A 25,151-nucleotide genomic window follows, 5' to 3' on the forward strand; every position below is an offset into this window, starting at 1 on the left:
GGATCAGGGTTGCGGCGCGGGCATCGGGCGCGACTTCCACGACAGCGAGCCGCGACGCCTGCGCAGGTGGGATTCCGCGACGAGTCCGACGAAGGCGAGAATCGACACCGGGTGCAGTGCAGCGTCTACGGCGTCGCCCACCCCGAACCGCGATCCCACCTCGCTCCGCCGCGTGGACATCCGAGACACCGTGCCGGCGAGATACCCGGCGCAGCCGAGGCGACGCGCGAAACCCGAGGACGTGAGCGCGGTGATCGGGGGCAACACGTACACGGCGGTCAGTGTCAGGGCCGCCGCAGCCGAACCGGCCGGTCCACCGAACTCGTTCCACAGCCACCTGCTGTAGCCGGACCGCAACTCCGCGGCCGATCGGTACATCCGGCAGCGAACGAAACCCGCACCCGACGCCACCGCCGTCGAAAATCCCCGCCGACGCAGAGCGCGTGCCAGATCCAGGTCCTCGGTTGCGCTCGCGGCGACGCTGCCGTGGCCCCCGATGGCGCGGTAGGCGGCGGCGTCGAAAGCCATGAACTGCCCGCAGGCGACCGCCATCGACGGTGCGAGCGTCGCGTTGCCCAGAGGGACGGGAAGCGTGGACATCCACGACCACGCGAGCAGGGGCTGGACGAGTCGCTCGACGGCGCTCTCGGCCAGTTGCTCCGGCCACGGGCACAGCAGGGAGGAGCCGCGACGGCGCAGCATCCAGGCCGCTGCCGCCACGGCCTCCGGTTCGAGGCGCACGTCGGCATCGACGAACACGATCACCGACGCCATCGGGTCGTCATCGTCGGCCAGTCTCGCGAGTTCGGCGCACGCTGCGGCCTTACCGGTCCAGCCGGCCGGGGGAGCGACACCGGAGGTCACGACGCGAATCCTCGGATCACCGTCCGCAGCCGCACGGGCAGCGGACGCCGTTCCGTCGGTCGAGTCGTCGTCGAGGACGATGACCCGCAGATCTGTGCACGATCGTTGCCGCGCGAGATCGCCGATCAGCGCAGGCAGTGTCGCGACCTCGTTGCGGGCGGGAATGCAGACGACGACGCGCTCGGTGACGTCCTGCTCCGGGGAACTCAGGGTCGGCATGAACCGAGAGTTGAACACGGACACCGCGGCCGACGCCGTCGCGAGGACGCTTGCGGTCGCCGTCGTACGCGCGAGCAGGCGGTCTTTCACACAGACGTTCTGTCGGTCGAGCTTCCGGACTCGGTACCGCGCGACCCGCGGCCCCGCAGCGGTGGGTTGCGCGACACCCAGGCCATGGCTCCGATGATGGCTGCGACGCCGACGGTCACGCCGCCCACGATGCCGGCCCAGCCGGCGAAGCTTCGGGTGTTGGGATCGGGGTAGTTGACCTCGGCGCGCACCGAGGTGACCTCGCCTGCCGGCAACTTCCACGAGATCGAGTTGTCGCTCTCGCGAGTGCCGTTGGTGGTGCCGATGCGGGCCGGGAACGCGATGGTGAACTGTACGTCCGAGCCCTGAACCGGAACGGAGGACAGATCGGCGTTGCCTGCCAGAGTGACGGTGTCACCCGAGCGCTGCAGTGTCAGCTGGAACGATCCGGCCGCGTTCTGGAAGATCGAGCCGAGGGTCTGCACGTCGCCGAACGAAAGATCGTCGAAGATGGCCTGCGACCCGACGTATCCGTCCTGGTTGTACGGCTCGACGCGAACCTTGTCCTCGATCGAAGAGGGAACCACCAGTTCCGGGCCGGTGTCGGAGTCCGATGTCGGCACACTGGCAGCCACGATCTGACCCGCGACGCGGTCGTTCGCCGACACGCCCATCGTGACCTGCACGCGCAGACAACCGGCCAGCATCGGCGCGACCAGCAGCGCCAGTGCGACCACCGAGAGAACACGGCGGCGGTGGGTTCGATGAGATGTTCGCGATGTCGACTGCACAGCGACATCGTGCCAGGGCATCGAGGTGATGTCAGTCGGCAGGGGTTGTCAGCGAGGCGTGTCGGTACCGGAGCGATCGACGGCCACACGCGGCCCGGACCGAAGTGGTCGACCGCGACGGGCATTCCACAACAGAGGTACACCGACGACGCCCATGACGACGAACCCGTACACCGCCGAGTACCGAAGCTCCGGGCCGTCGAGAAATACCGCGTGCGCGAGCGCCGACCCGAGCCATGTCCACAGGAACAACCCGATGGGCACCCTGTCGTCGGATTGCTGTGATCGACCGACGGCTCGGTCGAGCGATTCCATCACCGCAGCCATCAGCGTGGCCACCACCAGCCAGCCGAGGTAGTTGGTCAGCGGAATCGACGGCACACCGGGCAGCCCGACGGAACCGGCGGTCCAGGTCCACTGTCCGTCGGTGACCATCTGTGGATCGAGGTAGAGGTCCCAGCCGACCATCCCCACCGCCACCGCCACGATTCGGAGCGCGGTGGCGCGCGTATGCGTCGTGTCGAGCCGGCGAACGACGAAGGTCACTGCACACCAGATCGGGTAGAACCCGGCCGTCCACGCCAGGGGAACCACGACGGGCACCTCGAACAGGCTCGGGCCCAAGCGATTCTGTGCGTAGAAGTATTCGCCGAACGGGATGCCGGTGGCCGTGCCGACGAGTTCGGACGCGAACCCGGTACCTGCGGTCACGACGACGAGAACGGTGGCCCACACGACGCCGCGGTTCAGCGCCGCGTGCAGGATCGACGCGAGCGCGAGCAGGGCCACCACCGCCACCGTCACTGCGTCCCTGGTCGATCCCGACACCAGTGGGTAGACGATCTGGCAGCCGACAGCAGCGGCCGCCACGACGATCGGCGCAACCTTCATTCCCGTTTCCTTCCGAAGAACGTGCGACGGCGGGCTGCGCGGGCGTCGGCGATCGCGATTCGCGCCGCCGACCGACCACTGGCCGCAGTGACCCCTCCGCCGGGGTGGGTCGATGCGCCGGTGAGATAGAGCCCGTCGGCACCGGGGACCCGATGCCCGGCCAGTTGAGGATGTGGCCGCCACATCATCATCTGGTCCAACGACATGTCCAGGTGCATGATGTTGCCTCCGATCAGACCGAGCTCACGCTCGATGTCCGGCGGCGATTGAACGAACCGATCCAACACCGATCCCGCGAAACCGGGTGCGTACCGGTCCAGTTCGGCCACGATCCGATCCGCCTCGAACTCGGCCAACGAGCGCTCGCCCGGAACGTTCGATCGCCACTGTCTGCCGTCGGCGAGGGTGTGGGGATGCCACTGCGACCACAGTGAGATCTGGTGCTGTCCCGGCGGCGCGATGGTGGGATCGAGTGCGCTGAAAGACATTCCCAGCACGGCCGGGGTAGGCGGCAGATCGCCGGCCAACGCGTGCCCGTGCGCCAACCGCAGCTGGCTGCGGTCGCGTACCAGCAGCGCCAGGCCGTGGGTGCCGTCCTCGATCCGGTCGGCGCTCGGGTACGTCGGGAGGGCGTCGGTGGCCAGTCTGACCGCAGTACCGATCCCGGGCCCTACGCGAATCGTGCTGCGCCACCGCGCGAGCTGCGCCGAGTCGTGCCCGCCGGCTTCGAGAAGGTCGAGGGTGGTCACGATGTGACAGCCGGCCACGACGATGCGGCTGTCGATCTCCCGTCCCGACGCGGTCCTGGTGGTCCAGCCGTGCGGGCGGCGTACGAGCGAGACCACGGCGTCGCCGAGTGTCAGTTCGGCACCGTCGCGCTGCAGCCGAGCGATCATCGCCTCGGTCAGGGCTCCGCTGCCGCCGACGGCCCGGCCCGGCGGAAGGGTGTGCATGAGGGCAGCGAAGCCGACCATCGGTGCGGTACCCGGCTCGGACATCGGCGGACCCGACTGTGCGCCGAACCAGGCGAGCGCAGCCTTGAGTCGTTCGCTCGAGAACATCTCGTCCAGCAGGGAGTCGCCGGTGGCGAGGAATTCACGCGAGAGCATGCTGCCGCCGTCGGGCGCGCCGAGGCCCCAGAAGGATCGGAGCAGTTTCGGGCCGGTGGGTGGCCCACCGAACGCACGCATGGTGCGTTCGCTGCGGGGACCCCAGACGGAGACGAAGGTGCGGTAGGCGCGCGCGTCGGCTGGGCCGCAGGCGGCGGCGATGGAGTCGCAGGTTCGGTCGAGGTTGCGGTGGAAGACGATGCCGCGTTCGTCGGTGTCGACGGCTCCCGGCGCGAACGCCCAGGGATCGCAGTCGATGTAGCGCAGTCCGAACTCGGCGAGTCCGAGCTCCTCGATGATGCCGGTGTGACGAATCATGATGTGCGCCGACGAACCACGGTCCACACGGTGGCCCGGAAAGCGTTCCACCGTCGACACCGCGCCACCCGCGACGGAGTCGCGCTCGAGAACCTCCACCGACATGCCGGCATCGGTCAGGTAACAGGCAGAGGTCAGGGCATTGTGGCCGGAGCCCACCACCACAGCATCGATCACATCTTCAGGCTACTGGCCCGTCGAGAGGTAACCGGCGGCCCAGGACTGCGAAGGGGCGTCGGTCGCCGGTGAAGGTGAAGTCGCGCAGCACGTCCTGAAAGCCGAGCCGCCGGTACAGCCGCCAGGCTCGGTTGTCCTCTGCCGCTACCTCGGGTGTGGACAACATCACGTTGTCCGCGGAGACGCCGCCCAGCAGTCGGCTGCACAGTCGTCCGCCGAGGCCGTGCCCCTGAGCGCTCGGGAGGACGTGCAACTCGGTGAGCTCGAAGTAGTCGTCGAGAGTGGCTTCGACGCGATGCGGGGAATGCCCCGTGCGCCGCAATCCGTCGCGAACCTGCTGATGCCACCACTGGTGCGCAGCGCCGTGGTAGCCGTATGCGACGGCCACCAGCGAATCGGGCTGTGTCGGGTCTGTGTTCGGGAGCAGTGCACCGACTGCTCGCCAGCCCGGCCGGTGCAGGTGTTCGCTCCACATCGGGGCTCTGCTCTGTTCGGTTCCACGCGGATAGCCCATGGCCTCGACGTAGATGGACAGTGCCTCGAACAGTCGCTGGCGGAATTCCGGGGGCGTCAGATCGACCAGGTACGGCGTTGTCTGCGCATCGGTGACGACTGTTCTCAACCTTTCTTCGGCAACTTGTCGGTGGGCACAGCTATATTGAATGTGTCGAACGGGTGTTCGACAATCGGGGCCGAGTGCGCCGGTGGCTTCGGCTCGGGTCCTCGAGTCGGATTCTCCGGAGTTCGACTGTAAGGCTTCGCCACGGTTCCGGCCGCGTCAGGTGCGCGCCGGAGATTCGAACTGGAGGTGTTCGAGTATGACGATCACGAAGGCATTCGATGCCGGAGTGCGGTCGCCGGTGTCGCGTCAGGCTCAGGTTCTGCTGGGTCGAGCCGATGCTCTGCTGTCCGAGTCCATCGGGGAGAGCGATGCCGGCGATCGATTTCTCGGGAGCTACGCCGCGGCATTGAAAGGGGCGGCAGCTGTGCTGGCGTCGTTGCCGAATTCGATCGGAGCGCGTCCTCGTTCGCGCAGTGCGTGGGTGTTGATGGCAAAGGCGGCACCGGATCTCGCGGTCTGGGCCGACTATTTCGCGTCCTTCTCGGCCACCCGGGCTGCGGTCGAGGCCGGAGCGTCGAGCACGATCGCCGATCTCGACGCCGACGATTTCCATCGGCATGTCGGTCGTTTTCTGAACTCGGTCGAGGATCGACTCGGCGGCCAGGCTCGATTCGCGTCCGTCGACCCGATGACTGCACCCTTGTCGGCGTAGCTCATCGAGCTGGACGTCAGGTGACAATCGCCACGTCATACGGTGTTCGCCCGGAGTTTTCGGGACGTCCGTCTCGAAAACTTCGTTGTTTCTCAGGAACACATCGACCGAGTAGGTGGTAAGCGGCCGATTCAGCTCGTATCATCGACAGCAGGTAGCCGCCAAGGTCAGCTTCCCGTCGTTTCGCAACCGAAATGACCTTCAATATCTGTGCAGGGGGAGGTACCGTGCCACTCTCCGAGCACGAGCAGCGCATGCTCGATCAAATCGAGAGCGCTCTCTACGCCGAGGATCCCAAATTCGCGTCTCATGTGAGGGGCGGTCGCGTACGCGCGGCGTCGAGCAGGAGGCGCTTTCAGGCTGCCGCGCTGTTCGTAGTGGGACTCGTGTTGCTCGTCGCCGGTGTTGCATTGTCGACGAACAGTCTGGCTTTTCTCGTCGTCAGTCTCATCGGCTTTTTGTTCATGTTCGGTGCCGGTGCACTGTTCCTGTTCGGCGGTTCCAACAAGGGAGCCGCAGCGTCGCAGGACGAAGGCAGCACAGCCAACGATGCTGCCGAAACGTCCGGACGTAGTACCGGGCAGAAATCGAAGGGTGGTCGCAAAGGCGGCAGCTTCACCTCTCGCATGGAAGATCGGTTCCGAAAGAGGTTCGAGCAGGACTGAGTCGACCGGGTTCCACCGAACCGACCCATACCGGCTCGTCTCCACAACTTCACGCGTCAACGTAGAACAGCATCTCATCTTCGGTGAGGTGCTGTTGTCGTTTCTGCCCTCGAACAGACGCCGCCGAATCGCCTGCAGCCCTCCGCTCCGCGTCGAGGGCCGACTCGATCGTCCCCGCGCACGGGAGTTCTGGGATACCTCCCCGATGTTCCCCACTTTCACCCACATTCCCCACTTCTCCCCACCAGGGCCCCACGCGAGGGCGGGGATCGACCTTCGACTGCCACGCTTGGTGCTGAGGCGCTGGTCAGATTGCTCGGGCGCTGGAATTGTGGGCCGTAGCTTCCGAATCGAACGCACGACGGCGCCCGCGGTATCGCTGTCGGCAAGTGTCGATCTTGTGCGTGCTGAGCAGCGCAGATATCAACTTCGCCAAAGTTTTCCGGCCGCGAATGGTTCGAAGTGGGGGAGAGTGGGGTAAAGTGGTCCGCAGCGGAGAGTCGAGGCTGGAGGTGGCGAGTGTTTCTCGGTACCTACACGCCGAAGCTCGACGACAAGGGTCGACTCACGTTGCCGGCCAAGTTTCGGGACGCGCTTGCGGGAGGTGTCATGGTGAGCAAGGGGCAGGATTTCAGCCTCGCTGTCTACACCGCGGCGGACTTCGCCGAGCGCTCACGGAAATTGACGGCGGCTTCTCGTGCCAACCCCAAAGCCCGTGCCTACGTTCGCCAGTTCTTTTCGGGAACCGACGAACAGCGGCCGGACGGACAGGGTCGTATCACCATCAGTCCCGAGCATCGCCGCTATGCGGGGCTCGAACGAAACTGCGTGGTGATCGGTTCGATGGACTTCATCGAAATCTGGAACGACGAAGCGTGGGCGCGCTACTCCGCCGAGAACGAGCAGGATTTCTCCGACGCTTTCGACGAGTCCCTCGGAGGGATCTTGTAGCCCGACCAGGTCGCCTGCGAGTGCAGCGAGGCCTCTGCCCGATCAGAACCCTGACGTTCTTCCCCAACGCCAGGTTTCGCAGATCAGGACCCTGACGTTCTTCCCCAACGCCAGGTTCCCTATCGGACAGGGACCTCGATGCATTCGCATCGGCTTCGGTGGGCGACCCGCACGGCCCGGACCCGGGCGAGAAGTACGTACGCGCGACCGGGAGGAACCATGACGGAGGGCACCGGACCGGACGACAGTGAGTCGTCCGCCGACCGAACCCACCGTCGATCCGCGGGCCCGGTCCACGTTCCGGTTCGTCTCGAACGAGCCGACGAATTGCTCGGACCCGCACTCGAATCCACCGGCGCCACCCGAGTCATGATCGACGCAACACTCGGACTCGGCGGTCATGCCGAGCACTTCCTACGGACCTATCCGCACCTGCATCTCATCGGACTCGACCGGGATCCCGACGCGCTCGCGTTGGCCGGAGCCCGGTTGGCTCCATTCACCGATCGAATCACGTTGGTGCACACGACCTACGACGGTATCGCCGAAGCGCTCGACGAGGCCGGCCTGCCTGCGGTCGACGCCGTTCACGCCATCCTGTTCGATCTCGGAGTGTCGTCCATGCAGTTGGACGAGTCCGATCGCGGATTCGCGTACTCCGTCGACGCCCCGCTGGACATGCGGATGAATCCGACCGTGGGAATCACCGCCGCGGACGTCCTCAACACGTACTCGCACGGCGACATCGCACGGGTCCTCAGCACCTACGGCGAGGAACGGTTCGCCGGCAAGATCGCCTCCGCTGTACTGCGTCGCCGAGAGCACACGCCCTTCACCACCAGCGGCCCGTTGGTCGAATTGCTCTATGCCGCAATTCCGGCCGCAACGCGGCGCACCGGCGGACACCCTGCCAAGCGCACCTTCCAAGCGCTGCGCATCGAGGTCAACGGTGAACTGGAGTCGTTGAAGGCGGCGGTACCTGCCGGGCTCGACGCGTTGGCTGTCGACGGTCGGGTTGTCTTCATGTCGTATCAATCGCTCGAAGACCGAGTTGTCAAGCAGGAGTTGGCACCTCGGATCAAGTCGCGCAGTCCCGAGGGGCTGCCGGTCGAGCTTCCCGGAATGGGTCCGGAGTTCCGGCTCCTGACCAGAGGTGCCGAGCGTGCCTCGGATGCAGAAATCGACGTCAACCCACGTTCGGCTCCGGTGAGATTGCGCGCCGCCGAGCGGATTGCAAGGAGATCGGAATGACGGTTCCAGGCACAACCGTTGGAACACAACGCAATCGGGTTCCAGCGCCGCGGCACGAACGTACGAGCAAGGGCGGTGGACGATCCGGTGCTGCACTGCGCGCATACGAGCGTAGGCAGCAGCGCGCGTCGATCCATACCTCGGATTCTGCGCATGGTTCCGGAGCCGGTGCGCGGCCTTCGCTGAACGGAAGCGCTATCGCTGCGCGAATTCCGTTCGTCGCCTTGATCATCGGCCTGCTCGCCATCGGTCTCGGTCTGACATTGCTCCTGACCACACGGTCCGCGGGCGACTCCTACAATCTCAGCGCCGCCAAGGCCGTCAACGCCGAGCTGGCTCAGGAGCGGGCGTCGTTGCAGCGTGATGTCGAGTTGGCGGAGTCGGCTCCGGAGTTGGCGCGCAGGGCAGCCGAGCTCGGAATGGTCCCGGCGAAGAACCCCGCGCGTCTGATCGTCGCGCCGGACGGCGGCGTCCAGGTCGTCGGCGCACCTGCTCCGGCGGACGGTGCACCGGTGGCACCGCTCGATCCGGTGTCGTCCGCGGCCGCAGGCGAGGGCACCGTCGCGAATCCGAGCACGCAGTCACCACAGCAGCAGACGCCGAGAAGCGCGTCGCAGCCCAATCGAACGTCGGGCACGACAGACACCCGCGCCGCCACGCCGAATTCGAGCAATGGAGCTGGAAACACTGCGCTTGCTGAACAATTGGTTCCCATGAGCATCCCCTCGCTCGAAACACCTGCGGTCGAAGCCCCCGAGTCCACCGGCGAAGCATCGGGTGACGGGCAGTGACCAGGCCTTCGCCTGCTCCACGCCGCCGGCCACCGAGCCGAAAGCGTATGGACTCGTCCACCTTTCGGTTTCGTCACGGCACCGGCCGCGTTCTGATGTATCTGGCGCTCGCCGTCGCGGCGGCACAGTTGCTGTGGATTCAGGGATTCGACGCGCCGAGGTTGTCGGCCGAGTCGGCGTCGCAACGCACCACCACTCTCGTCGATCCGGCGATGCGTGGATCCATCCTGGACCGCAACGGCAATCCGATCGCCTTCACGATGGAGGCCAAAGCGCTGACGTTCCAACCGGTTCGGGTTCGAAAGGAACTCGACGAGGCCCGGGCGAAGGACCCGACCGAACCGGAGACAGATCAGTACCTCGAGGACATCGCCGCGCGCATCCACAGCGACCTCGGTGATGTGATCAGCGAGAAGGACCTGCTCGCGAAGTTGAAGAGCAACGACGAATTCACCTACCTCGCCCGCGGGGTGGACGCCACCGTGGCGTCGAAGATCAGCAAGGATTTCAAGCAGGTCGGACTGGAGCGTCAGGACATCCGTGAGTACCCGGGCGGATCGCTGGCCGGGAACATCGTCGGAGCCACCGGATGGGACGGACACGGTCTGCTCGGTCTGGAGGATTCGCTCGACGCGACCCTGGCCGGAACCGACGGTTCGCAGACCTACGACCGCGGATCCGACGGTGCCGTCATTCCCGGAAGCTGGCGGGACAAGCAGCCGGCCGTCAACGGTTCGAGCGTCGAACTGACCATCGATGCAGATCTGCAGTACTACGTGCAGCAGCAGGTGCAGTTGGCGAAGGACCTGTCGGGAGCGAAGAACGCCTCGGCATACGTGCAGGATTCGCACACCGGCGAGGTGCTCGCCATGTCGAACGACAACACCTTCAACCCCGGTATCGGAGTCGGCAACAACGAGCGCACCAAGGAAATGGGCAATCTGCCCGTCACCACGCCGTTCGAGCCCGGTTCGGTGAACAAGATCATCACCGCGGCCGCAGCCATCGAGTACGGACTCACCACGCCCGACGAGGTGCTGCAGGTACCGGGCAGCATCTTCATGTCCGGCGTGTCGGTCAAGGATGCGTGGGATCACGGTGTCGCGCCGTACACGACGACCGGCGTGTTCGGTAAGTCCTCCAACGTCGGCACGCTGATGCTCGCGCAGCGCGTCGGCGAGGACCGCTACGCGGACATGCTCACCAAGTTCGGCCTCGGCCAACGCAGCGACGTCGGTCTGCCCGGCGAGAGCGCGGGAAATGTACCGAGCCGCGATCAGTGGTCGGGCGGCACGTTCGCCAACCTCCCCATCGGCCAGGGACTGTCCATGACGCTGCTGCAGATGACCGGGATGTATCAGGCCATCGCCAACGACGGGGTCCGCATCCCGCCGCGGATCGTCGAAGCGACGGTGGACGCCAACGGTCAGCGAACCGAGACCCAGCAGCCCGACGGTGTGTACGTGGTCAGTCCCGATACCGCGAAGACGGTCCGCAACATGTTCCGATCGGTCACCCAGGACGACACCGGAAACCAGCGCGGTACCGGAGTTGCCGCGGGGGTCGAGGGCTATCAGATCAGTGGCAAGACAGGTACGGCTCAGCAGGTCGACCCCGAGTGCAAGTGCTACTCGAACTCGAACTACTGGATCACGTTCGCCGGCATCGCGCCCGCCGACGATCCCCGCTACGTGATCGGGATCATGCTCGACGCCCCGACGCGCAGCGCGGACGGTTCGGGCGGCCAGTCGGCAGCACCGCTGTTCCACAACATCGCCAGCTGGATGCTGCAGCGGGACAGCGTGCCGATGTCCGCCGACCCCGGCCCCAAGCTGGTTCTGCAGGCGGACTGAGATCCGAACCCGCCGGTCCTTCGCGTCGGGGCGGCGACATCACGATCCTGGACGCCGGTAATCTGACACATCGGCTCGGGCGTCTTCGTTCGGCTGCCGCCGCGGCGTGATCGAGCCGCGGCAGGCGCGCGGCCGGCAGTAGAGAGGAAGGGAGCAGGAGTGACTGTGTCATCGGATTCACAACCGGCTCCGGGTTCACGTCCGGCGCATCCACCGCACACCGAAGTCCGGGAGGTGGCGTCCGCGGTCGGTGCAACGATCGGCGAGGGCGACCCCGCCGGTGTGAGCGTGACCGGTATCGATCTGCGCGCACAGTCCGTTCTTCCCGGCGATCTCTTCGCAGCACTGCCCGGATCGGCTCGACACGGTGCCGAGTTCGTCGCCGACGCAGTCGAGCGTGGTGCGGTGGCGGTGTTCACCGACCCGGCCGGACTCGAGATCGTGCGGGGAGCGCTCGCAGGCACGGATCGACAGGTTCCGGTACTCGTGCACGATCGTCCACGCCAGGTGTTGGGGGCGGTCTCCGCTCTGGTGTACGGCAACCCGTCGTCGAAGATGACCGTCATCGGTATCACCGGTACGTCGGGAAAGACGACGACGTCGTATCTGCTCGAAGCCGGACTGACCGCTGCCGGTCGTCGGTGCGGTCTGATCGGCACCATCGAGACACGTGTTCTGGGCCGGTACGTACCGAGCGCGCTCACCACGCCCGAGGCTCCGCAACTGCATGCGCTCTTCGCCGTCATGGTCGAGGAGGGTGTCGACACGGTGGTGATGGAAGTGTCCTCGCATGCGTTGTCCCTCGGCCGGGTCGACGGCACCCGCTTCGCGATCGGTGCGTTCACCAATCTTTCGCAGGATCACCTCGATTTTCACGATTCTCTCGAGGACTACTTCTCGGCCAAGAGTCGTCTGTTCGCGGCCGACTCGGCGGTTCGTGCCGACACGGCCGTCGTCTGTGTCGACGACGCGTGGGGCGTGCGGATGGCAGACATCGCTCGATCGGCTGGGTCGACCGTGGTGACCGCGTCGACCGGTGCCGATTCACAGTGGACGGTCTCGGACTGGGCCAAGCACGACGACGGAACGCAGTCGTTCACCGTCGCCGATCCGCAGGGTGCGTCGCTGCCGGTCTCGGTCCGGTTGCCGGGGCGCTACAACGTCGCGAACACAGTGTTGGCCTTGGCGACCTGCGCGGCCGCCGGGGCCGATGTGAGCAGAGCCGTGACCGGGGTCGCGACGGTCGACGTGCCGGGTCGCGTGCAGCGGATCGATCGTGGACAGAACTTCCTGGCGGTGGTCGACTACGCGCACAAGCCTGCGGCCGTCGAGGCCGTGCTCGCGACGCTGCGCGAATCGTCGCGCGGACGGATAGCAGTGGTGCTCGGAGCAGGTGGCGATCGCGACACCGCGAAGCGTCCTCTCATGGGTGCCGCCGGAGCGCGCGGTGCCGAGCTGCTGGTGGTGACCGACGACAACCCGCGCAGCGAGGATCCGGCCACCATTCGGCAGGCCGTCGAGGACGGCGCGCTGTCGGTGCCGGACGAGGCCCGCGGTGAAGTACGGAACGTGGCAGGCCGCGCAGCGGCGATCGAGCAGGCCGTGGCGTGGGCACGCGAAGGGGATGTTGTGTTGATCGCAGGTAAAGGGCACGAAACCGGCCAAGAGGTAGCGGGCGTGAAGTATCCGTTCGACGATCGAGTGATACTCGCCTCGGCCATCGATGCGCGTCGGGTCGGCACGAGCGCGGGCGTACGGTGATCCCGCTCTCGATCGACCGCATCGCCGAGATCGTCGGAGGCACGGTGCACGACGCGCCGGATCCGACGTTCGTGGTGCCAGGACCGGTGGAGTTCGATTCCCGCAAGGTGACCCCCGGCAGTATCTTCCTCGCCCTTCCCGGAGCGAAGGTGGACGGTCACGACCATGCCGCCGACGCGGTTGCCGCGGGTGCGGCACTGGTCCTGGCCGCGCGTCCGGTGGGCGTGCCGGCCGTGGTTGTGCGTCCGGTTCCGCACGACAGTCGCGCGATGGCACTCGAAAACGACCCGGACGGCTCCGGTTCGGCAGTGTTGACCGCACTCGGCGCTCTGGCCAGGGCATCGGTGCTCGAGTTGACCGCCGAGCACGGCCTGACCGTCGTCGGCGTGACGGGATCCTCGGGGAAGACCTCCACCAAGGATCTGATCTCTGCGGTTCTCGAGCCTCTGGGCTCGGTGGTGGCACCGCCCGGATCGTTCAACAACGAACTGGGACATCCCTGGACGGCGCTGCGAGCGGATGCCGAGACCGATTTCCTCTGTCTGGAGTTGTCCGCCCGAGGAATCGGCCACATCGCCGAACTCGCCACGCTCGCACCGCCCCGGATCGGGGTGGTCCTCAACGTCGGAACCGCGCACCTGGGCGAGTTCGGCTCGCGCGCGGCCATCGCACTGGCAAAGGGCGAACTGGTCGAGGCTCTGCCGAGTGCTGCCGACGGGGGAGTGGCGATTCTCAACATCGATGACCGACTCGTCGCCGAAATGGCTACGCGCACAACGGCATCCGTCGTGACGGTGGGACGCAACGCAGAGGCCGACATCAGAGCACTCGACGTGCAGGTCGACACCGACGCCCGGGCGTCGTTCACGCTCGAATGCGCAGCGGGCTCGGTACCGATCACCCTGGCGGTGCACGGTGAGCATCAGGTCGGCAACGCCCTTGCGGCAGCGGCCGTCGCACTCGAGTGTGGAGCAACGCTGACGCAGGTTGCCGAGGCGCTCGGGGCCGCCGCACCGACGTCGATCAGGCGGATGGACGTGCGCACCCGCGCCGACGGCGTCACCGTCGTCAACGATTCGTACAACGCCAACCCCGATTCGATGCGCGCCGCACTCAAAGCACTGGTGTCGATGTCGCGTCGCGACGATGGACCGAAACGCCGCAGCTGGGCGGTGCTGGGGGAGATGGGCGAACTGGGTTCGGACTCGGTGGTCGAGCACGACGCGATCGGCCGCCTCGCCGTCCGCCTCGACGTCGATCGCCTGATCATCGTCGACAGCGGCCGTCCTACTCGGGCGTTGCATCAGGGTGCGGTCATGGAGGGTTCGTGGGGCGAGGAATCGATGCTGGTGCCCGACCGCGAATCGGCGATCGAAGTACTGCACGAGGAGGTGCGACCCGGCGACATCGTGCTGGTGAAGGCCTCGCAGTCCGGGGCGATGTGGACCGTCGCAGACGCCCTGCTTGCCGATTCGTCGAGCGCCACTGCGGAGGGTGAGCAGTGAGGCAGATCCTGTTCGCCGGAGGCATCGCACTCGCGGTCGCGATCCTGCTGACCCCGGTGCTGATCAAGACCTTCTCGAAACAGGGCTTCGGCCAGGAGATTCGAGTGGAGGGCCCGGCGAGTCACCAGTCCAAGCGGGGCACACCGACAATGGGCGGCGTCGCAATTCTGGTCGGCATCTGGGCCGGTTACTGGGGCTCGCACCTGATCGGCATCGGCTACGACGCAGACGGTCCGTCGGCCTCGGCTCTGCTCGTTCTCGGCCTGACCACGGTGCTCGGTCTCGTCGGCTTTCTCGACGACTTCATCAAGATCCGCAAACAGCGCAACCTGGGTCTGAACGCCACCGGTAAGTACGTCGGTCAGATAACGGCTGCCGTGCTGTTCGCGATCCTGGTGTTGCAGTTCCGCAGCGAGAGCGGGCTCACTCCGGGCAGCACCCAACTGTCGTACGTTCGCGATATCGCAACCTGGTCGATGTCCGCGGTGGTCTTCGTGTTCTTCGTCTGCCTGCTCGTGATCGCGTGGTCCAACTCGGTCAACCTGACCGACGGACTCGACGGCCTCGCAGCCGGGTCGATGACGCTGGTGCTCGGTGCCTACACCGTCATCACCTTCTGGCAGTACCGCCAGGCGTGCGCAGGCCCCGCCGGGCCTGCCCCCGGCTGCTACGACGTTCGGGATCCTCTCGACCTGGCCCTGGTCTGCGCCTCGGCAGCGGGAGCCTGCATCGGCTTCCTGTGGTGGAACGCCGCGCCGGCCAAGATCTTCATGGGCGACACCGGATCCCTGGCCCTCGGCGGTCTGATCGCAGGCCTGTCGGTGGTGACCAAGACCGAGCTGATCATGGTGGTCATCGGTGCACTGTTCGTCGCCGAGGCCGCATCGGTGGTCATCCAGGTCGCGGTGTTCCGATCCAGTCGCCGACGCGTGTTCAGAATGGCACCGTTCCATCATCACTTCGAGTTGGCCGGATGGGCCGAGACGACGGTGATCATCCGGTTCTGGTTGTTGGCCGCCATCGCGTCGGCCGTCGGGCTCGCCCTGTTCTACAGCGAGTATCTCGCTGCTGTCGGCGGATAGGGCATGGACGAATCCTCGACCGACCTGACCTGGTTGCGCGGCAGTGCGGTGCTGGTGACCGGTGCCCGCATCTCGGGACTCGCCGTCGTGCGACCACTGCTCGATCTCGGTGCCGTCGTCACGGTCACCGACTCGAATCGCGCCGCGTTGGACGAGGCGTCGAACTCCGGTGCCGCGGTGGTGCTGCAGGACGACCTGCTCGCCGATCCCGCGGCGCTCGCAGCGTTTTCGCTCGTCGTCACCAGTCCCGGTTTTCGTCCCGACTCGCCGGTGTTGGCGGCTGCCACGAAACAGGGCATTCCGGTGTGGGGCGATGTCGAGTTGTCCTGGCACGTGGACCGGGCCGAGCTGTACGGACCCCGAACTCGCTGGCTGGTGGTCACCGGCACCAACGGAAAGACGACCACCACCTCGATGCTGGCGTCGATACTCGACGCCGCCGGCATCGAGTCGGTGGCCTGCGGCAATATCGGACTCCCCATCGCCGAGGCGTTGCGCGGTACCCCACATCCGAGTGTGCTCGCCGTGGAGTTGTCGTCGTTCCAGTTGTTCTGGGCTCCGTCGGTGCGTCCGGCGGCCGGGGTGGTGCTCAACATCGCCGAGGACCATCTCGATTGGCACGGCGGTATGGACGGATACGTCCAGGCCAAGGCTCGTGCGTTGAGCGGCGACGTGGCGGTCGTCGGTCTCGACGACTCCAGGGCGGCGGGATTGTCGGCCGGGTCTGCGGCGTCGACCGTCGTCGGTTTCCGGTTGGGTGAGCCGGCTTCGGGTGAGCTGGGAGTGCGGGCAGGAATGCTCGTCGACAATGCTTTCGGCGAGAACGTCGAGCTTCTCGCTGCCGACGACGTGGAGCCGAGCGGCCCGTCCGGCGTCCTCGATGCACTCGCGGCAGGCGCACTGGCTCGATCGATCGGGGTGGAGGCCGGCGCTGTTCGGGTTGGTCTGCAGACCTACCGGGTGGGACCGCATCGTGCGGCGGTGGTGCGCGAGCTCGGCGGGGTGACGTTCATCGACGACTCGAAGGCGACGAACCCGCACGCCGCGCGCTCCTCGATCTCGGCGCACGATCGCGTCGTGTGGATCGCGGGTGGGCTGTTGAAGGGTGCGGTGATCGACGATCTGGTGGTCGAGATCGCCGATCGGCTCGTGGCTGCGGTCGTTCTCGGGCGCGATGGGATGCAGATCGCAGAGGCTTTGGCGCGACACGCGCCCGATGTTCCGGTCGTCAGGCTCCCTTCGGGAGACGATGCTGGTGTGACTCATGGTGCTGAAGATGCTGATGCGGTGATGCGGGCGGTCGTGGCCCATGCGGCCGAACTCGCCGCTCCGGGGGATACGGTCCTGCTGGCCCCGGCCGCCGCGTCACTGGACATGTTCGCCGACTACGGCCACCGCGGCCGCAGCTTCGCCGAGTCGGTCCAGCGCCTCGATGCCACCGACATCGGATCGCCGCGATCGTGACCGCCGCCGGTCAACCGCCGCGTCCACCTCGCCGCACCACCGCTCCGCGCACCCGACTCGGCCTGTGGTTCGGCAGGCCGCTTGCGTCCTTCCACCTCATCGTCACGATCGCAGTCCTGCTCACGGTGTTGGGCCTGGTGATGGTGCTGTCGGCGTCGTCCGCGGAATCCTTCGCAGCCGACGAGTCCGGGTACGCGCTCTTCACCCAGCAGCTGATCGGTGTCGCGCTGGGAGTCGTTGCGTTCTACGTCGCTCTCCGGCTGCCGGTTCGGTACCTCAGGAAGCTGTCGTTTCCGCTGTTCCTGGTCTCGATCACGATGCTGATGCTGGTGCTCATTCCCGGTATCGGTGCCGAACGCCAAGGTGCGCGCCGCTGGTTCGACTTCGGCGTCGTGTCCTTCCAGCCGTCCGAGCTCGCCAAGGTGGCACTGGTTCTGTGGGGCGCGCACCTGTTGGCCTCGCGCCGCAGCGAACACGGCAACATCAAGTCGCTGCTGGTGCCACTGCTGCCTGCGGGTCTGCTGATGTGTCTGCTCGTCGTGCTGCAGCCGAACCTCAGTACCGCCATCGCCCTCGGCATCATCCTGGTGGCGCTGCTGTGGTTCGCCGGCCTCAACGCTCGGCTCTTCGGTGCGGTGCTGATGACCGGTCTGGCGCTGGCAACCGTGCTCGCGTTCACCGCCGGTTACCGATCCAATCGCGTCAAGGCCTGGCTCAATCCGGGGGAGGACACCCAGGGTCTGTCGTATCAGTCCACCCAGGCGAAATACTCACTGGCCGACGGCGGAATGTTCGGTCGCGGGCTCGGACAGAGTCGCGCGAAGTGGAGTTACCTGCCCAACGCGCACAACGACTTCATCTTCGCCATCATCGGCGAGGAACTCGGGATGATCGGCTGCCTGGCAGTCATCGGATTGTTCGGCCTCTTCGTCTACACCGGCCTGCGCATCGCCATGCGTTCGGTCGATCCGTTCCTGCGTCTGCTGACCGCGGGTGCCACGTGCTGGGTGTTCGGTCAGGCCATGATCAACATCGGCTACGTCGTCGGGCTGCTGCCGGTGACCGGTCTGCAGCTGCCGCTGGTGTCCTACGGTGGTACCTCGACCGCGATCACGCTGCTGATGTTCGGCATCGTCGCGAGCGCCGCCCGGCACGAACCGGAGGCGATCGCAGCCCTGCACGCGGGTCAGGAGGGCCGTATCGCGCGAGCTCTGAAGCTGCCGCTGCCCGCCGTGTTCTCGCCCAAGCGAGCCGCGATGGCACGCTCGAAGTCCACTCGCCCCACGCTGGCGGCGCAGGATCGCAAGCGCCTCGAGTCCCGTAAGGGCAAGGACGGACGCGCAGCGAGGGCAGCCGAGCCCGGGCGCGCAGCGAGGGCAGCCGAGCCCGGGCGCGCAGCGAGAGCTGCCGAGCCTGGACGTACCCGCACGCGAGTGTCCAGCTCACGGACCGACACGATGTCGCCCACATCGACTGCGTATCGGGGCGACTCGTCCCGCGGCAACCCCCGTCGTAGTGAGCCGGTCCGGCGAGAGCCCGCCGCAGGATCGCGATCGGCTTACCGTCCGCGGCCGGAACCACAACCCGGTCGCCCACCCGTCCGCTCGGGTGAGCGAGGATATCGACGGTGAAGCAGACATCTCGACCGATTTCCGTAGTGGTTGCCGGGGGCGGAACGGCCGGGCACATCGAGCCCGCGCTCGCTGTGGCCGACGCCTTGCGTGTTCTCGACCCCACTGTCACCGTCACTGCTCTCGGCAGTAGCCGTGGTCTGGAGACGACGCTCGTGCCGGCTCGCGGGTACGCACTCGAACTCATTCCGCCCGTTCCGCTGCCCCGTAAGCCGACTGTTGACCTGCTCAAGTTGCCGCTGCGCGTCGTGCGATCGGTGCATCGCACCCGGGAGATCTTCGCGGCCGTCGAGGCGGACGTGCTCGTCGGATTCGGCGGCTATGTCGCGTTGCCGGCCTATCTCGCCGCCCGCGGTCGACTGTTCGGCCGTGGCGGCCGAATTCCTGTGGTCATCCACGAAGCCAACGCGCGAGCGGGCATCGCCAACAAGGTCGGTGCCCGGTCGGCTGAGCGGGTGCTCGCTGCGGTCGCGGGCTCGGGGATCGCTGCGCGCGGTGCTGCCGACGCGGATGTGATCGGAATTCCCGTGCGTCCCACCATCACCGGCCTCGACCGGGCTGCCGTCCGCGCGGAAGCTCGCGCGCACTTCGGCCTACCCGAGAGCGGCCCGGTGCTGTTGGTGTTCGGTGGCTCCCAGGGGGCACGATCGCTCAACGATGCGGTGTCCGGAGCCTCGGCTGCCCTCGCCGGTGCCGGCATCTCGGTTCTGCACGCTCACGGTCCGAAGAACTCGCTCGACGTCGAGCAGCGCAATCCGGACGCGCCGTACGTCGCGCTGCCGTACATCGACCGGATGGATCTGGCGTATGCGGCCGCAGACCTGGCGATATGCCGGTCCGGTGCCATGACGGTCGCCGAGGTTTCCGCGACCGGTCTGCCTGCCGTCTACGTGCCCCTGCCGCACGGCAACGGCGAGCAGGAACTCAACGCCCGTCCTGTGGTCGACGCCGGAGGTGGCATCCTGGTATCCGATGCGACACTGACCGAGCAGTACGTGAGCGAGACGGTGGTCGCGCTGCTGGCCGACACCGAACGAATTGCGACCATGTCTCGTGCCGCCGCCGGTGCCGGGCACAAGGGCGCAGCAGCTGCCGTCGCGCAGATCGTGCTCGATACCGCACACGCGGCGCGGCGCTGAGCTGGGCGGCGTCGAGCATGAGAAGAGAACGAGGGAGACGTCCGCGTGACAACTGATGGTGCGATGTCGGATCTGCCGACAGAGCTCGAACGAGTACACATGGTGGGAATCGGTGGTGCCGGAATGTCCGGCATCGCGCGGATCCTGCTGGCTCGCGGGGGACAGGTGTCGGGTTCGGATGCCAAGGAGTCGCGCGGCGTGCTCGCACTGCGCGCACGCGGTGCCCAGGTCCGCATCGGTCACGACGCCAGCGCCCTGGACATGATCGACGGCGGACCCACCGTGGTGGTGACGACCCACGCCGCGATTCCCAAGACCAATCCCGAACTCGTCGAAGCTCGTGAACGCGGAATCCCGGTGGTCCTGCGTCCGGCCGTGCTGTCTTCTCTCATGCAGGGATACCGCACGTTGTTGGTCTCGGGTACGCACGGAAAGACGTCGACGACCTCGATGTTGGTCGTTGCCCTCCAGCACTGCGGATTCGATCCGTCGTTCGCCGTCGGGGGCGAGCTCAACGAGGCCGGGACCAACGCTCATCACGGCAGCGGCGACGTGTTCGTGGCCGAGGCCGACGAGAGCGACGGCTCGCTGCTGCAGTACACGGCCAACGTCATCATCGTGACCAACATCGAGGCCGATCACCTGGACTACTTCGGAACCACCGAGGCCTACGTGCAGGTGTTCGACGACTTCGCCGCGCTCCTCGGTCCCGGCGGTGTGCTCGTGGCCTGCATGGACGACCCGGGTTCGGCGGCGCTCGCTCGACGCGTGGTCGAGCGGAACCTTCCCGGAGTGAAGGTGCTGGGTTACGGGTCCTCGGACGTCGACGCCGGGCCGGTCGAGATGGCCGTGCGACTGCTGGCGTGGGAGCCCGAGGACATCGGCGGCGTCGCGCAGTTGCAGATCGCAGGCGAGGACGCGGCGCGCACCGTACGGCTCGGCGTCCCCGGCCGGCACACCGCACTGAACGCGCTGGCGGCGTTCGTCGCGGCGCGCCAGGTCGGTGCCGGAGTCGAGGAACTGCTGGCCGGGCTCACCGGTTTCGGCGGAGTGCATCGACGCTTTCAGTTCACCGGGCGTGAGCACGGCGTCCGTGTGTTCGACGACTACGCGCACCACCCGACCGAGGTGCGTGCGGTGTTGACGGCCGCGCAGGCCCTGGTCGCAGGCCAAGACCGTTCGGGTCTCGAGCAGGGACGGGTGGTGGTGGTGTTCCAGCCGCACCTGTACTCGCGGACCGCGACGTTCGCCGAGGAGTTCGGTGCCGCGCTGTCGTTGGCCGACGAGATCGTCGTGCTCGACGTCTACGGCGCGCGCGAGGAGCCGTTGCCCGGTGTGACGGGGGCGCTGGTTGCCGCTTCGGTGACCAAGCCGGTCAACTATCAGCCGGATCTGTCGTTGGTGGCCAAGCAGGTCGCACATCTGAGTGTGCCCGGCGATGTCGTCATCACCATGGGTGCCGGCGACGTGACGATGCTCGGCGGACCGATTCTCGATGCGCTTCGGTCGAAGACCGATTTCGGTGCTGCTACCGGCCGCGGAGTACCGAAGGATCGGCCGTCGACGTGACCCGCCGCTCCGATCGAGTCCGTTCTTCGAGGTCGGGAACAGCTGCAGGAGAGGGTGATTCGCCGTCCGCGATCACCGACAAGCAGGCGCGCGCTCTGGCGCGCGAAGAAGAGCGCGCCCGGGTGAAGCGGTCGCGGCGCAAGGCCCTGGTCATCGCGCTGGCCGTCGTGGTCGTCGTGGTGGGATCGGCTGCGCTGGTGTACTTCACACCGCTGTTGTCCGTTCGCACCATCGCGGTCGCGGGGGCATCGTCGGTGTCGGAGCAGGAGATCCTCGATCGGCTCGACGTACCCGTCGGCCTTCCGCTGGTTCGGGTGGACACGGCGACCGCGGCGCAGCGGGTGGCGACGATTCCGGCGCTGGCTACGGTTCGCGTGCAACGGAAGTATCCGTCCACGGTGCAGGTGACGGTGGAAGAGCGAGTTCCGGTGGCGTTCTTCGATTCTCCTGACGGCACCCATCTGCTCGACTCCACCGGGGTCGATTTCGCGATCGCGCCGCCACCGCCCGGGGTGGTGCGTCTGGTGACCGACAACCCGGTGTTCGGTGATCTGGTGACGAAAGATGCACTCGCGGTGCTCGATACGTTGCCACCGCTGCTGCGCGATCAGGCAGGTGAGCTGCGGGCGAGCACGCTGTCCGACATCTCGATTCTGCTGCTCGACGGGCGCACCGTGGTGTGGGGCAGCAAGGACGACTCGGAGCGCAAGGCTGCGGTGGCGATTGCGTTGCTGTCTCAGCCCGGTCAGATCTTCGACGTGTCGAGTCCGGATCTGCCCACCACCAAATAGTTTCGACGCGCGGGATGGGAATTTCTCGCGCGGCGTCGGCGCGCCTAATGGCGATAGTCGTCGGCGATGAATAGCGTTTCGACCAGTTCAGTACTTGACATAACTCTAAGCCTGTGGTTTAGGTTGAGGGTTTTCCACATTTCACGCAACAATCCACGGAAGGCGAGAGCCCATGACGCCCCCGCACAACTACCTCGCCGTAATCAAGGTCGTCGGCATCGGCGGCGGCGGCGTGAACGCGGTCAACCGCATGATCGAACAGGGACTCAAGGGAGTCGAGTTCATCGCGGTCAACACCGACGCTCAGGCCTTGCTGATGAGTGACGCAGACGTCAAGCTCGACGTGGGCCGCGAACTGACCCGCGGACTCGGCGCAGGTGCCGATCCCGAGGTCGGCCGCCGCGCAGCGGACGATCACAAGGACGAGATCGAAGAGGTACTCAAGGGTGCCGACATGGTGTTCGTCACCGCAGGCGAGGGCGGCGGCACCGGCACCGGCGGTGCTCCCGTCGTCGCCAACATCGCTCGCAAGCTCGGTGCGCTGACCGTCGGTGTCGTCACCCGGCCGTTCTCGTTCGAGGGCAAGCGGCGCGGTGGACAGGCCGACACCGGCATCCAGCAGCTCCGTGAGTCCTGCGACACGCTCATCGTCATCCCCAACGACCGACTGCTCCAGCTCGGGGACGCCGCCGTCAGCCTCATGGACGCGTTCCGCAGCGCCGACGAGGTACTGCTCAACGGCGTCCAGGGCATCACCGACCTGATCACCACCCCCGGCCTGATCAACGTCGACTTCGCCGACGTCAAGGGCGTCATGTCCGGCGCAGGCAGTGCATTGATGGGCATCGGATCTTCACGCGGTGAGGGTCGAGCCATCAAGGCAGCCGAATCGGCGATCAACTCGCCGCTGCTCGAAGCCTCGATGGAAGGTGCACGCGGAGTGCTGCTCTCCATCGCCGGTGGATCCGATCTCGGCCTGTTCGAGATCAACGAGGCCGCCTCGCTGGTGCAGGAAGCCGCACACATCGACGCCAACATCATCTTCGGCACCGTCATCGACGACTCGCTCGGTGACGAGGTCCGGGTGACCGTCATCGCCGCGGGCTTCGACGGCGGAACTCCGACGCGGCGTCCGGTCGAAGCGGCCACCTCCACCCGTGGCCCGATCGGATCGGCTCGCTCGGGCGAGGTGTCCTCCAGGTCGAACGACAGTTCCGACGGTGCTGTGTTCCGCGACCCGGTCGGCGCACCGAGTGGTAGCAGTCTGCCGCCGCTGAACTCGTCGAGCTCGTCCAACCGCGAATCGTCGAGCCGCGAATCCGCAGCCGGTTACGGCCGTGACTCGGCCGGTCAGGGCCGCGAGTCCGTCGGTTCCGGCCGTCGCGTGCCGATCGCCGAGGACGAGGGCGAAGACGAAGTCGATGTGCCGTCCTTCATGCGGCGGTGAGTGACACCGCATCCGCCGGTCCGTTTCGTGTCCGACGCGTCTCGACGACGCGGGCGGGCGGCGTCTCGGTACCGCCGTTCGACACGTTCAATCTCGGCGACCACGTCGGTGACGACCCCGCTGCGGTGGAGGCCAACCGTCGACGCCTCGGCGATCGATTGGGCATGGGACTCGAACGGCTCGTCTTCATGGAGCAGGTCCACGGACGCACCGTCACGGTGGTCGACGGTCCGGTGTCCGAGCCGCTGCCGATGACCGATGCGTTGGTGACGACGCAACGTGATCTCGGTTTGGTGGTGTTGACTGCCGACTGCGTGCCGGTCCTGCTCTCCGACGAGGAGGCCGGAGTGATCGCCGCCGTGCACGCAGGTCGGGTCGGAGCTCGCATCGGGATCGTTCCTCGCGTGCTGGCCGCGATGGTCGAGCTCGGTGCGGTCCCGGCGCGGATCGGTGCATTTCTGGGTCCGGCCGCGAGCGGTCGCCAGTACGAGGTACCCGCGTCCATGCGAGCGGACGTCGACAAGCATCTCCCCGGCAGCGCGACGACGACCGTCCGCCACACGCCCGGGCTCGACATTCCCGCCGGTATCCGCGCTCAACTGCTCGCTGCGGGAGTGTCGGGGGTGGCTCAGGATCCGCGATGCACCATCGAGGACCGGGCCTTGTTCAGTCACCGTCGCGAAGGATCGACCGGCCGAATTGCCAGTGTCGTGTGGATGGACAGCACGTCCCCAGGTGATCGGCCCGAAACGGCCGATCGGTGAATCGGCAGAGAAGGTTGTCATGAGCGAACCCACCGACAGCGCGTCGGGCACGGACCGGGCGCGAGAGATCGAGACGGCGTTGACGTCGGTGCGCCAGCGGTTGCACGTCGCCTGTGTCGACGCGGGACGGTCGCCCGCCGACGTGACTCTGATGCCGGTGACCAAGTTCTTCCCCGCCTCGGATGTGCGGATCCTGTACGACCTCGGGTGCCGCGACTTCGGAGAGTCCCGGGAGCAGGACGCGTCGCCGAAGGTCGCCGAGACGGCAGACGATTTCAGCGGCGATCCGCCCCGGTGGCACATGATCGGACACCTGCAGCGAAACAAGGCGAAGTCGGTGGCCGCATGGGCGCACTCCATTCATTCCGTGGACAGTGCGCGGTTGGTGGCTGCACTGTCGAAGGCGACGACCGCGGCCCTGGACGACGGTGTGCGTCGGACCGAACTCGACATGATCGTTCAGGTCAGTCTCGACGGGGATGTGCATCGCGGAGGCGTCGAACGCGACGAACTACACGAGCTTGCGGACGCGGTGTCGAATGCGTCCGGGTTGCGTCTCGCGGGGTTGATGGCGGTGCCACCGCTCGATGCCGATCCGGACGCCGCATTCGCCGACCTCGAGAGTCTGCACCGTCGGCTGTCGGCCGATCATCCCGGAGCGCTCGAGCTGTCCGCGGGCATGACCGGAGACCTGGAAGCTGCTGTGCGGCACGGATCGACGTGCGTGCGTGTCGGTACCGCAATACTCGGCGCGCGGCCGATAACCTCGCAATAACAGTCCATGGATCACATCAGTCACAACAGACACTTGCGA

22 protein-coding genes are annotated in these 25,151 nt (G+C 66.7%); 17 read left to right on the forward strand and 5 right to left on the reverse strand.

What is annotated here, in order from left to right:
* Positions 1-3: 3 nt before the first annotated feature.
* The 5 genes from R4P57_RS20245 to R4P57_RS20265 are packed head-to-tail and all read right to left on the reverse strand — an operon-like array spanning position 4 to position 5,021.
* A complete protein-coding gene (locus R4P57_RS20245) occupies positions 4-1,173 on the reverse strand; it encodes a glycosyltransferase family A protein (RefSeq protein ID WP_317804630.1) in 1,170 nt (389 codons plus the stop codon).
* Positions 1,170-1,925, reverse strand: a complete 756-nt coding sequence (locus tag R4P57_RS20250; protein WP_317804631.1) for an LppM family (lipo)protein — start codon at positions 1,923-1,925, stop codon at positions 1,170-1,172. Before R4P57_RS20250 ends, R4P57_RS20245 begins: the two co-directional genes overlap by 4 nt.
* A 27-nt stretch (positions 1,926-1,952) precedes the next feature.
* Complete coding sequence (locus R4P57_RS20255; protein WP_317804632.1) at positions 1,953-2,795, reverse strand: carotenoid biosynthesis protein; 843 nt, start codon at positions 2,793-2,795, stop codon at positions 1,953-1,955.
* Positions 2,792-4,399, reverse strand: a complete 1,608-nt coding sequence (locus R4P57_RS20260) for an NAD(P)/FAD-dependent oxidoreductase (protein WP_317804633.1) — start codon at positions 4,397-4,399, stop codon at positions 2,792-2,794. Before R4P57_RS20260 ends, R4P57_RS20255 begins: the two co-directional genes overlap by 4 nt.
* A 4-nt stretch (positions 4,400-4,403) precedes the next feature.
* A complete protein-coding gene (locus R4P57_RS20265; RefSeq protein ID WP_317804634.1) occupies positions 4,404-5,021 on the reverse strand; it encodes a GNAT family N-acetyltransferase in 618 nt (205 codons plus the stop codon).
* A gap of 196 nt (positions 5,022-5,217) precedes the next feature.
* Here R4P57_RS20265 and R4P57_RS20270 point away from each other — a divergent pair, with 196 nt between their 5' ends.
* From R4P57_RS20270 to R4P57_RS20350, 17 genes are all read left to right on the forward strand, one after another.
* Positions 5,218-5,673, forward strand: coding sequence for an SAV_6107 family HEPN domain-containing protein (locus R4P57_RS20270; RefSeq protein WP_094741758.1), 456 nt, complete (start codon positions 5,218-5,220; stop codon positions 5,671-5,673).
* A gap of 227 nt (positions 5,674-5,900) precedes the next feature.
* Positions 5,901-6,338, forward strand: coding sequence for a DUF3040 domain-containing protein (locus R4P57_RS20275; protein ID WP_317804635.1), 438 nt, complete (start codon positions 5,901-5,903; stop codon positions 6,336-6,338).
* Positions 6,339-6,857: 519 nt separating this feature from the next.
* Positions 6,858-7,289, forward strand: coding sequence for a division/cell wall cluster transcriptional repressor MraZ (mraZ, locus tag R4P57_RS20280; protein ID WP_027497352.1), 432 nt, complete (start codon positions 6,858-6,860; stop codon positions 7,287-7,289).
* Between the two features lie 219 nt (positions 7,290-7,508).
* A complete protein-coding gene (gene rsmH, locus R4P57_RS20285; RefSeq protein ID WP_317804636.1) occupies positions 7,509-8,540 on the forward strand; it encodes a 16S rRNA (cytosine(1402)-N(4))-methyltransferase RsmH in 1,032 nt (343 codons plus the stop codon).
* Positions 8,537-9,331: a hypothetical protein gene (locus R4P57_RS20290; RefSeq protein WP_411742399.1), complete on the forward strand. Its 795-nt coding sequence runs from the start codon at positions 8,537-8,539 to the stop codon at positions 9,329-9,331. Before rsmH ends, R4P57_RS20290 begins: the two co-directional genes overlap by 4 nt.
* 47 nt (positions 9,332-9,378) lie before the next feature.
* Entirely contained in the window at positions 9,379-11,184 is a 1,806-nt protein-coding gene (locus tag R4P57_RS20295) for a penicillin-binding protein 2 (RefSeq protein WP_317804637.1), read from the forward strand.
* A gap of 159 nt (positions 11,185-11,343) precedes the next feature.
* Positions 11,344-12,945, forward strand: a complete 1,602-nt coding sequence (locus R4P57_RS20300) for a UDP-N-acetylmuramoyl-L-alanyl-D-glutamate--2,6-diaminopimelate ligase (RefSeq protein ID WP_317804638.1) — start codon at positions 11,344-11,346, stop codon at positions 12,943-12,945.
* Positions 12,942-14,450, forward strand: a complete 1,509-nt coding sequence (locus tag R4P57_RS20305; protein WP_317804639.1) for a UDP-N-acetylmuramoyl-tripeptide--D-alanyl-D-alanine ligase — start codon at positions 12,942-12,944, stop codon at positions 14,448-14,450. Before R4P57_RS20300 ends, R4P57_RS20305 begins: the two co-directional genes overlap by 4 nt.
* On the forward strand, positions 14,447-15,532 hold the full coding sequence (gene mraY / locus R4P57_RS20310; RefSeq protein WP_032394385.1) for a phospho-N-acetylmuramoyl-pentapeptide-transferase: 1,086 nt from the start codon (positions 14,447-14,449) through the stop codon (positions 15,530-15,532). Before R4P57_RS20305 ends, mraY begins: the two co-directional genes overlap by 4 nt.
* Positions 15,533-15,535: 3 nt before the next feature.
* A complete protein-coding gene (gene murD / locus R4P57_RS20315) occupies positions 15,536-16,996 on the forward strand; it encodes a UDP-N-acetylmuramoyl-L-alanine--D-glutamate ligase (protein WP_317804640.1) in 1,461 nt (486 codons plus the stop codon).
* Positions 16,993-18,627 carry a putative lipid II flippase FtsW gene (gene ftsW / locus R4P57_RS20320; RefSeq protein ID WP_317804641.1) on the forward strand — a complete coding sequence of 545 codons (1,635 nt, stop codon included), beginning with the start codon at positions 16,993-16,995 and terminating at the stop codon, positions 18,625-18,627. The genes murD and ftsW overlap by 4 nt, the downstream gene beginning before the upstream one ends.
* Positions 18,624-19,766, forward strand: coding sequence for an undecaprenyldiphospho-muramoylpentapeptide beta-N-acetylglucosaminyltransferase (murG, locus tag R4P57_RS20325; protein ID WP_317804642.1), 1,143 nt, complete (start codon positions 18,624-18,626; stop codon positions 19,764-19,766). Before ftsW ends, murG begins: the two co-directional genes overlap by 4 nt.
* A 63-nt stretch (positions 19,767-19,829) precedes the next feature.
* Positions 19,830-21,335, forward strand: coding sequence for a UDP-N-acetylmuramate--L-alanine ligase (murC, locus tag R4P57_RS20330; protein WP_317804765.1), 1,506 nt, complete (start codon positions 19,830-19,832; stop codon positions 21,333-21,335).
* Entirely contained in the window at positions 21,332-22,126 is a 795-nt protein-coding gene (locus R4P57_RS20335; protein WP_317804643.1) for a cell division protein FtsQ/DivIB, read from the forward strand. The genes murC and R4P57_RS20335 overlap by 4 nt, the downstream gene beginning before the upstream one ends.
* Before the next feature lie 172 nt (positions 22,127-22,298).
* Positions 22,299-23,573, forward strand: a complete 1,275-nt coding sequence (gene ftsZ, locus R4P57_RS20340) for a cell division protein FtsZ (protein WP_317804644.1) — start codon at positions 22,299-22,301, stop codon at positions 23,571-23,573.
* Positions 23,570-24,337 (forward strand): peptidoglycan editing factor PgeF, encoded by a 768-nt coding sequence (pgeF, locus tag R4P57_RS20345; protein WP_317804645.1) that lies wholly within the window; start codon positions 23,570-23,572, stop codon positions 24,335-24,337. Before ftsZ ends, pgeF begins: the two co-directional genes overlap by 4 nt.
* A 19-nt stretch (positions 24,338-24,356) precedes the next feature.
* Positions 24,357-25,112: a YggS family pyridoxal phosphate-dependent enzyme gene (locus tag R4P57_RS20350; protein ID WP_317804646.1), complete on the forward strand. Its 756-nt coding sequence runs from the start codon at positions 24,357-24,359 to the stop codon at positions 25,110-25,112.
* The last annotated feature ends 39 nt before the right edge of the window (positions 25,113-25,151 follow it).

This window comes from Rhodococcus sp. IEGM 1330 (genome assembly GCF_033142445.1).
In the GTDB taxonomy this organism is placed as follows: Bacteria; Actinomycetota; Actinomycetes; order Mycobacteriales; family Mycobacteriaceae; genus Rhodococcoides.

What these genes read in the sequence shown, in the direction of transcription:
- R4P57_RS20295 (WP_317804637.1), top strand. Translation starts at nt 9,379, where the DNA reads ATGGACTCGTCCACCTTTCGGTTTCGTCACGGCACCGGCCGCGTTCTG.
- R4P57_RS20290 (WP_411742399.1), top strand. Translation starts at nt 8,537, where the DNA reads ATGACGGTTCCAGGCACAACCGTTGGAACACAACGCAATCGGGTTCCA.
- ftsZ (WP_317804644.1), top strand. Translation starts at nt 22,299, where the DNA reads ATGACGCCCCCGCACAACTACCTCGCCGTAATCAAGGTCGTCGGCATC.
- R4P57_RS20250 (WP_317804631.1), bottom strand. Translation starts at nt 1,925, where the DNA reads ATGCCCTGGCACGATGTCGCTGTGCAGTCGACATCGCGAACATCTCAT.
- murD (WP_317804640.1), top strand. Translation starts at nt 15,536, where the DNA reads ATGGACGAATCCTCGACCGACCTGACCTGGTTGCGCGGCAGTGCGGTG.
- R4P57_RS20270 (WP_094741758.1), top strand. Translation starts at nt 5,218, where the DNA reads ATGACGATCACGAAGGCATTCGATGCCGGAGTGCGGTCGCCGGTGTCG.
- R4P57_RS20350 (WP_317804646.1), top strand. Translation starts at nt 24,357, where the DNA reads ATGAGCGAACCCACCGACAGCGCGTCGGGCACGGACCGGGCGCGAGAG.
- R4P57_RS20255 (WP_317804632.1), bottom strand. Translation starts at nt 2,795, where the DNA reads ATGAAGGTTGCGCCGATCGTCGTGGCGGCCGCTGCTGTCGGCTGCCAG.
- rsmH (WP_317804636.1), top strand. Translation starts at nt 7,509, where the DNA reads ATGACGGAGGGCACCGGACCGGACGACAGTGAGTCGTCCGCCGACCGA.
- murC (WP_317804765.1), top strand. Translation starts at nt 19,830, where the DNA reads ATGTCGGATCTGCCGACAGAGCTCGAACGAGTACACATGGTGGGAATC.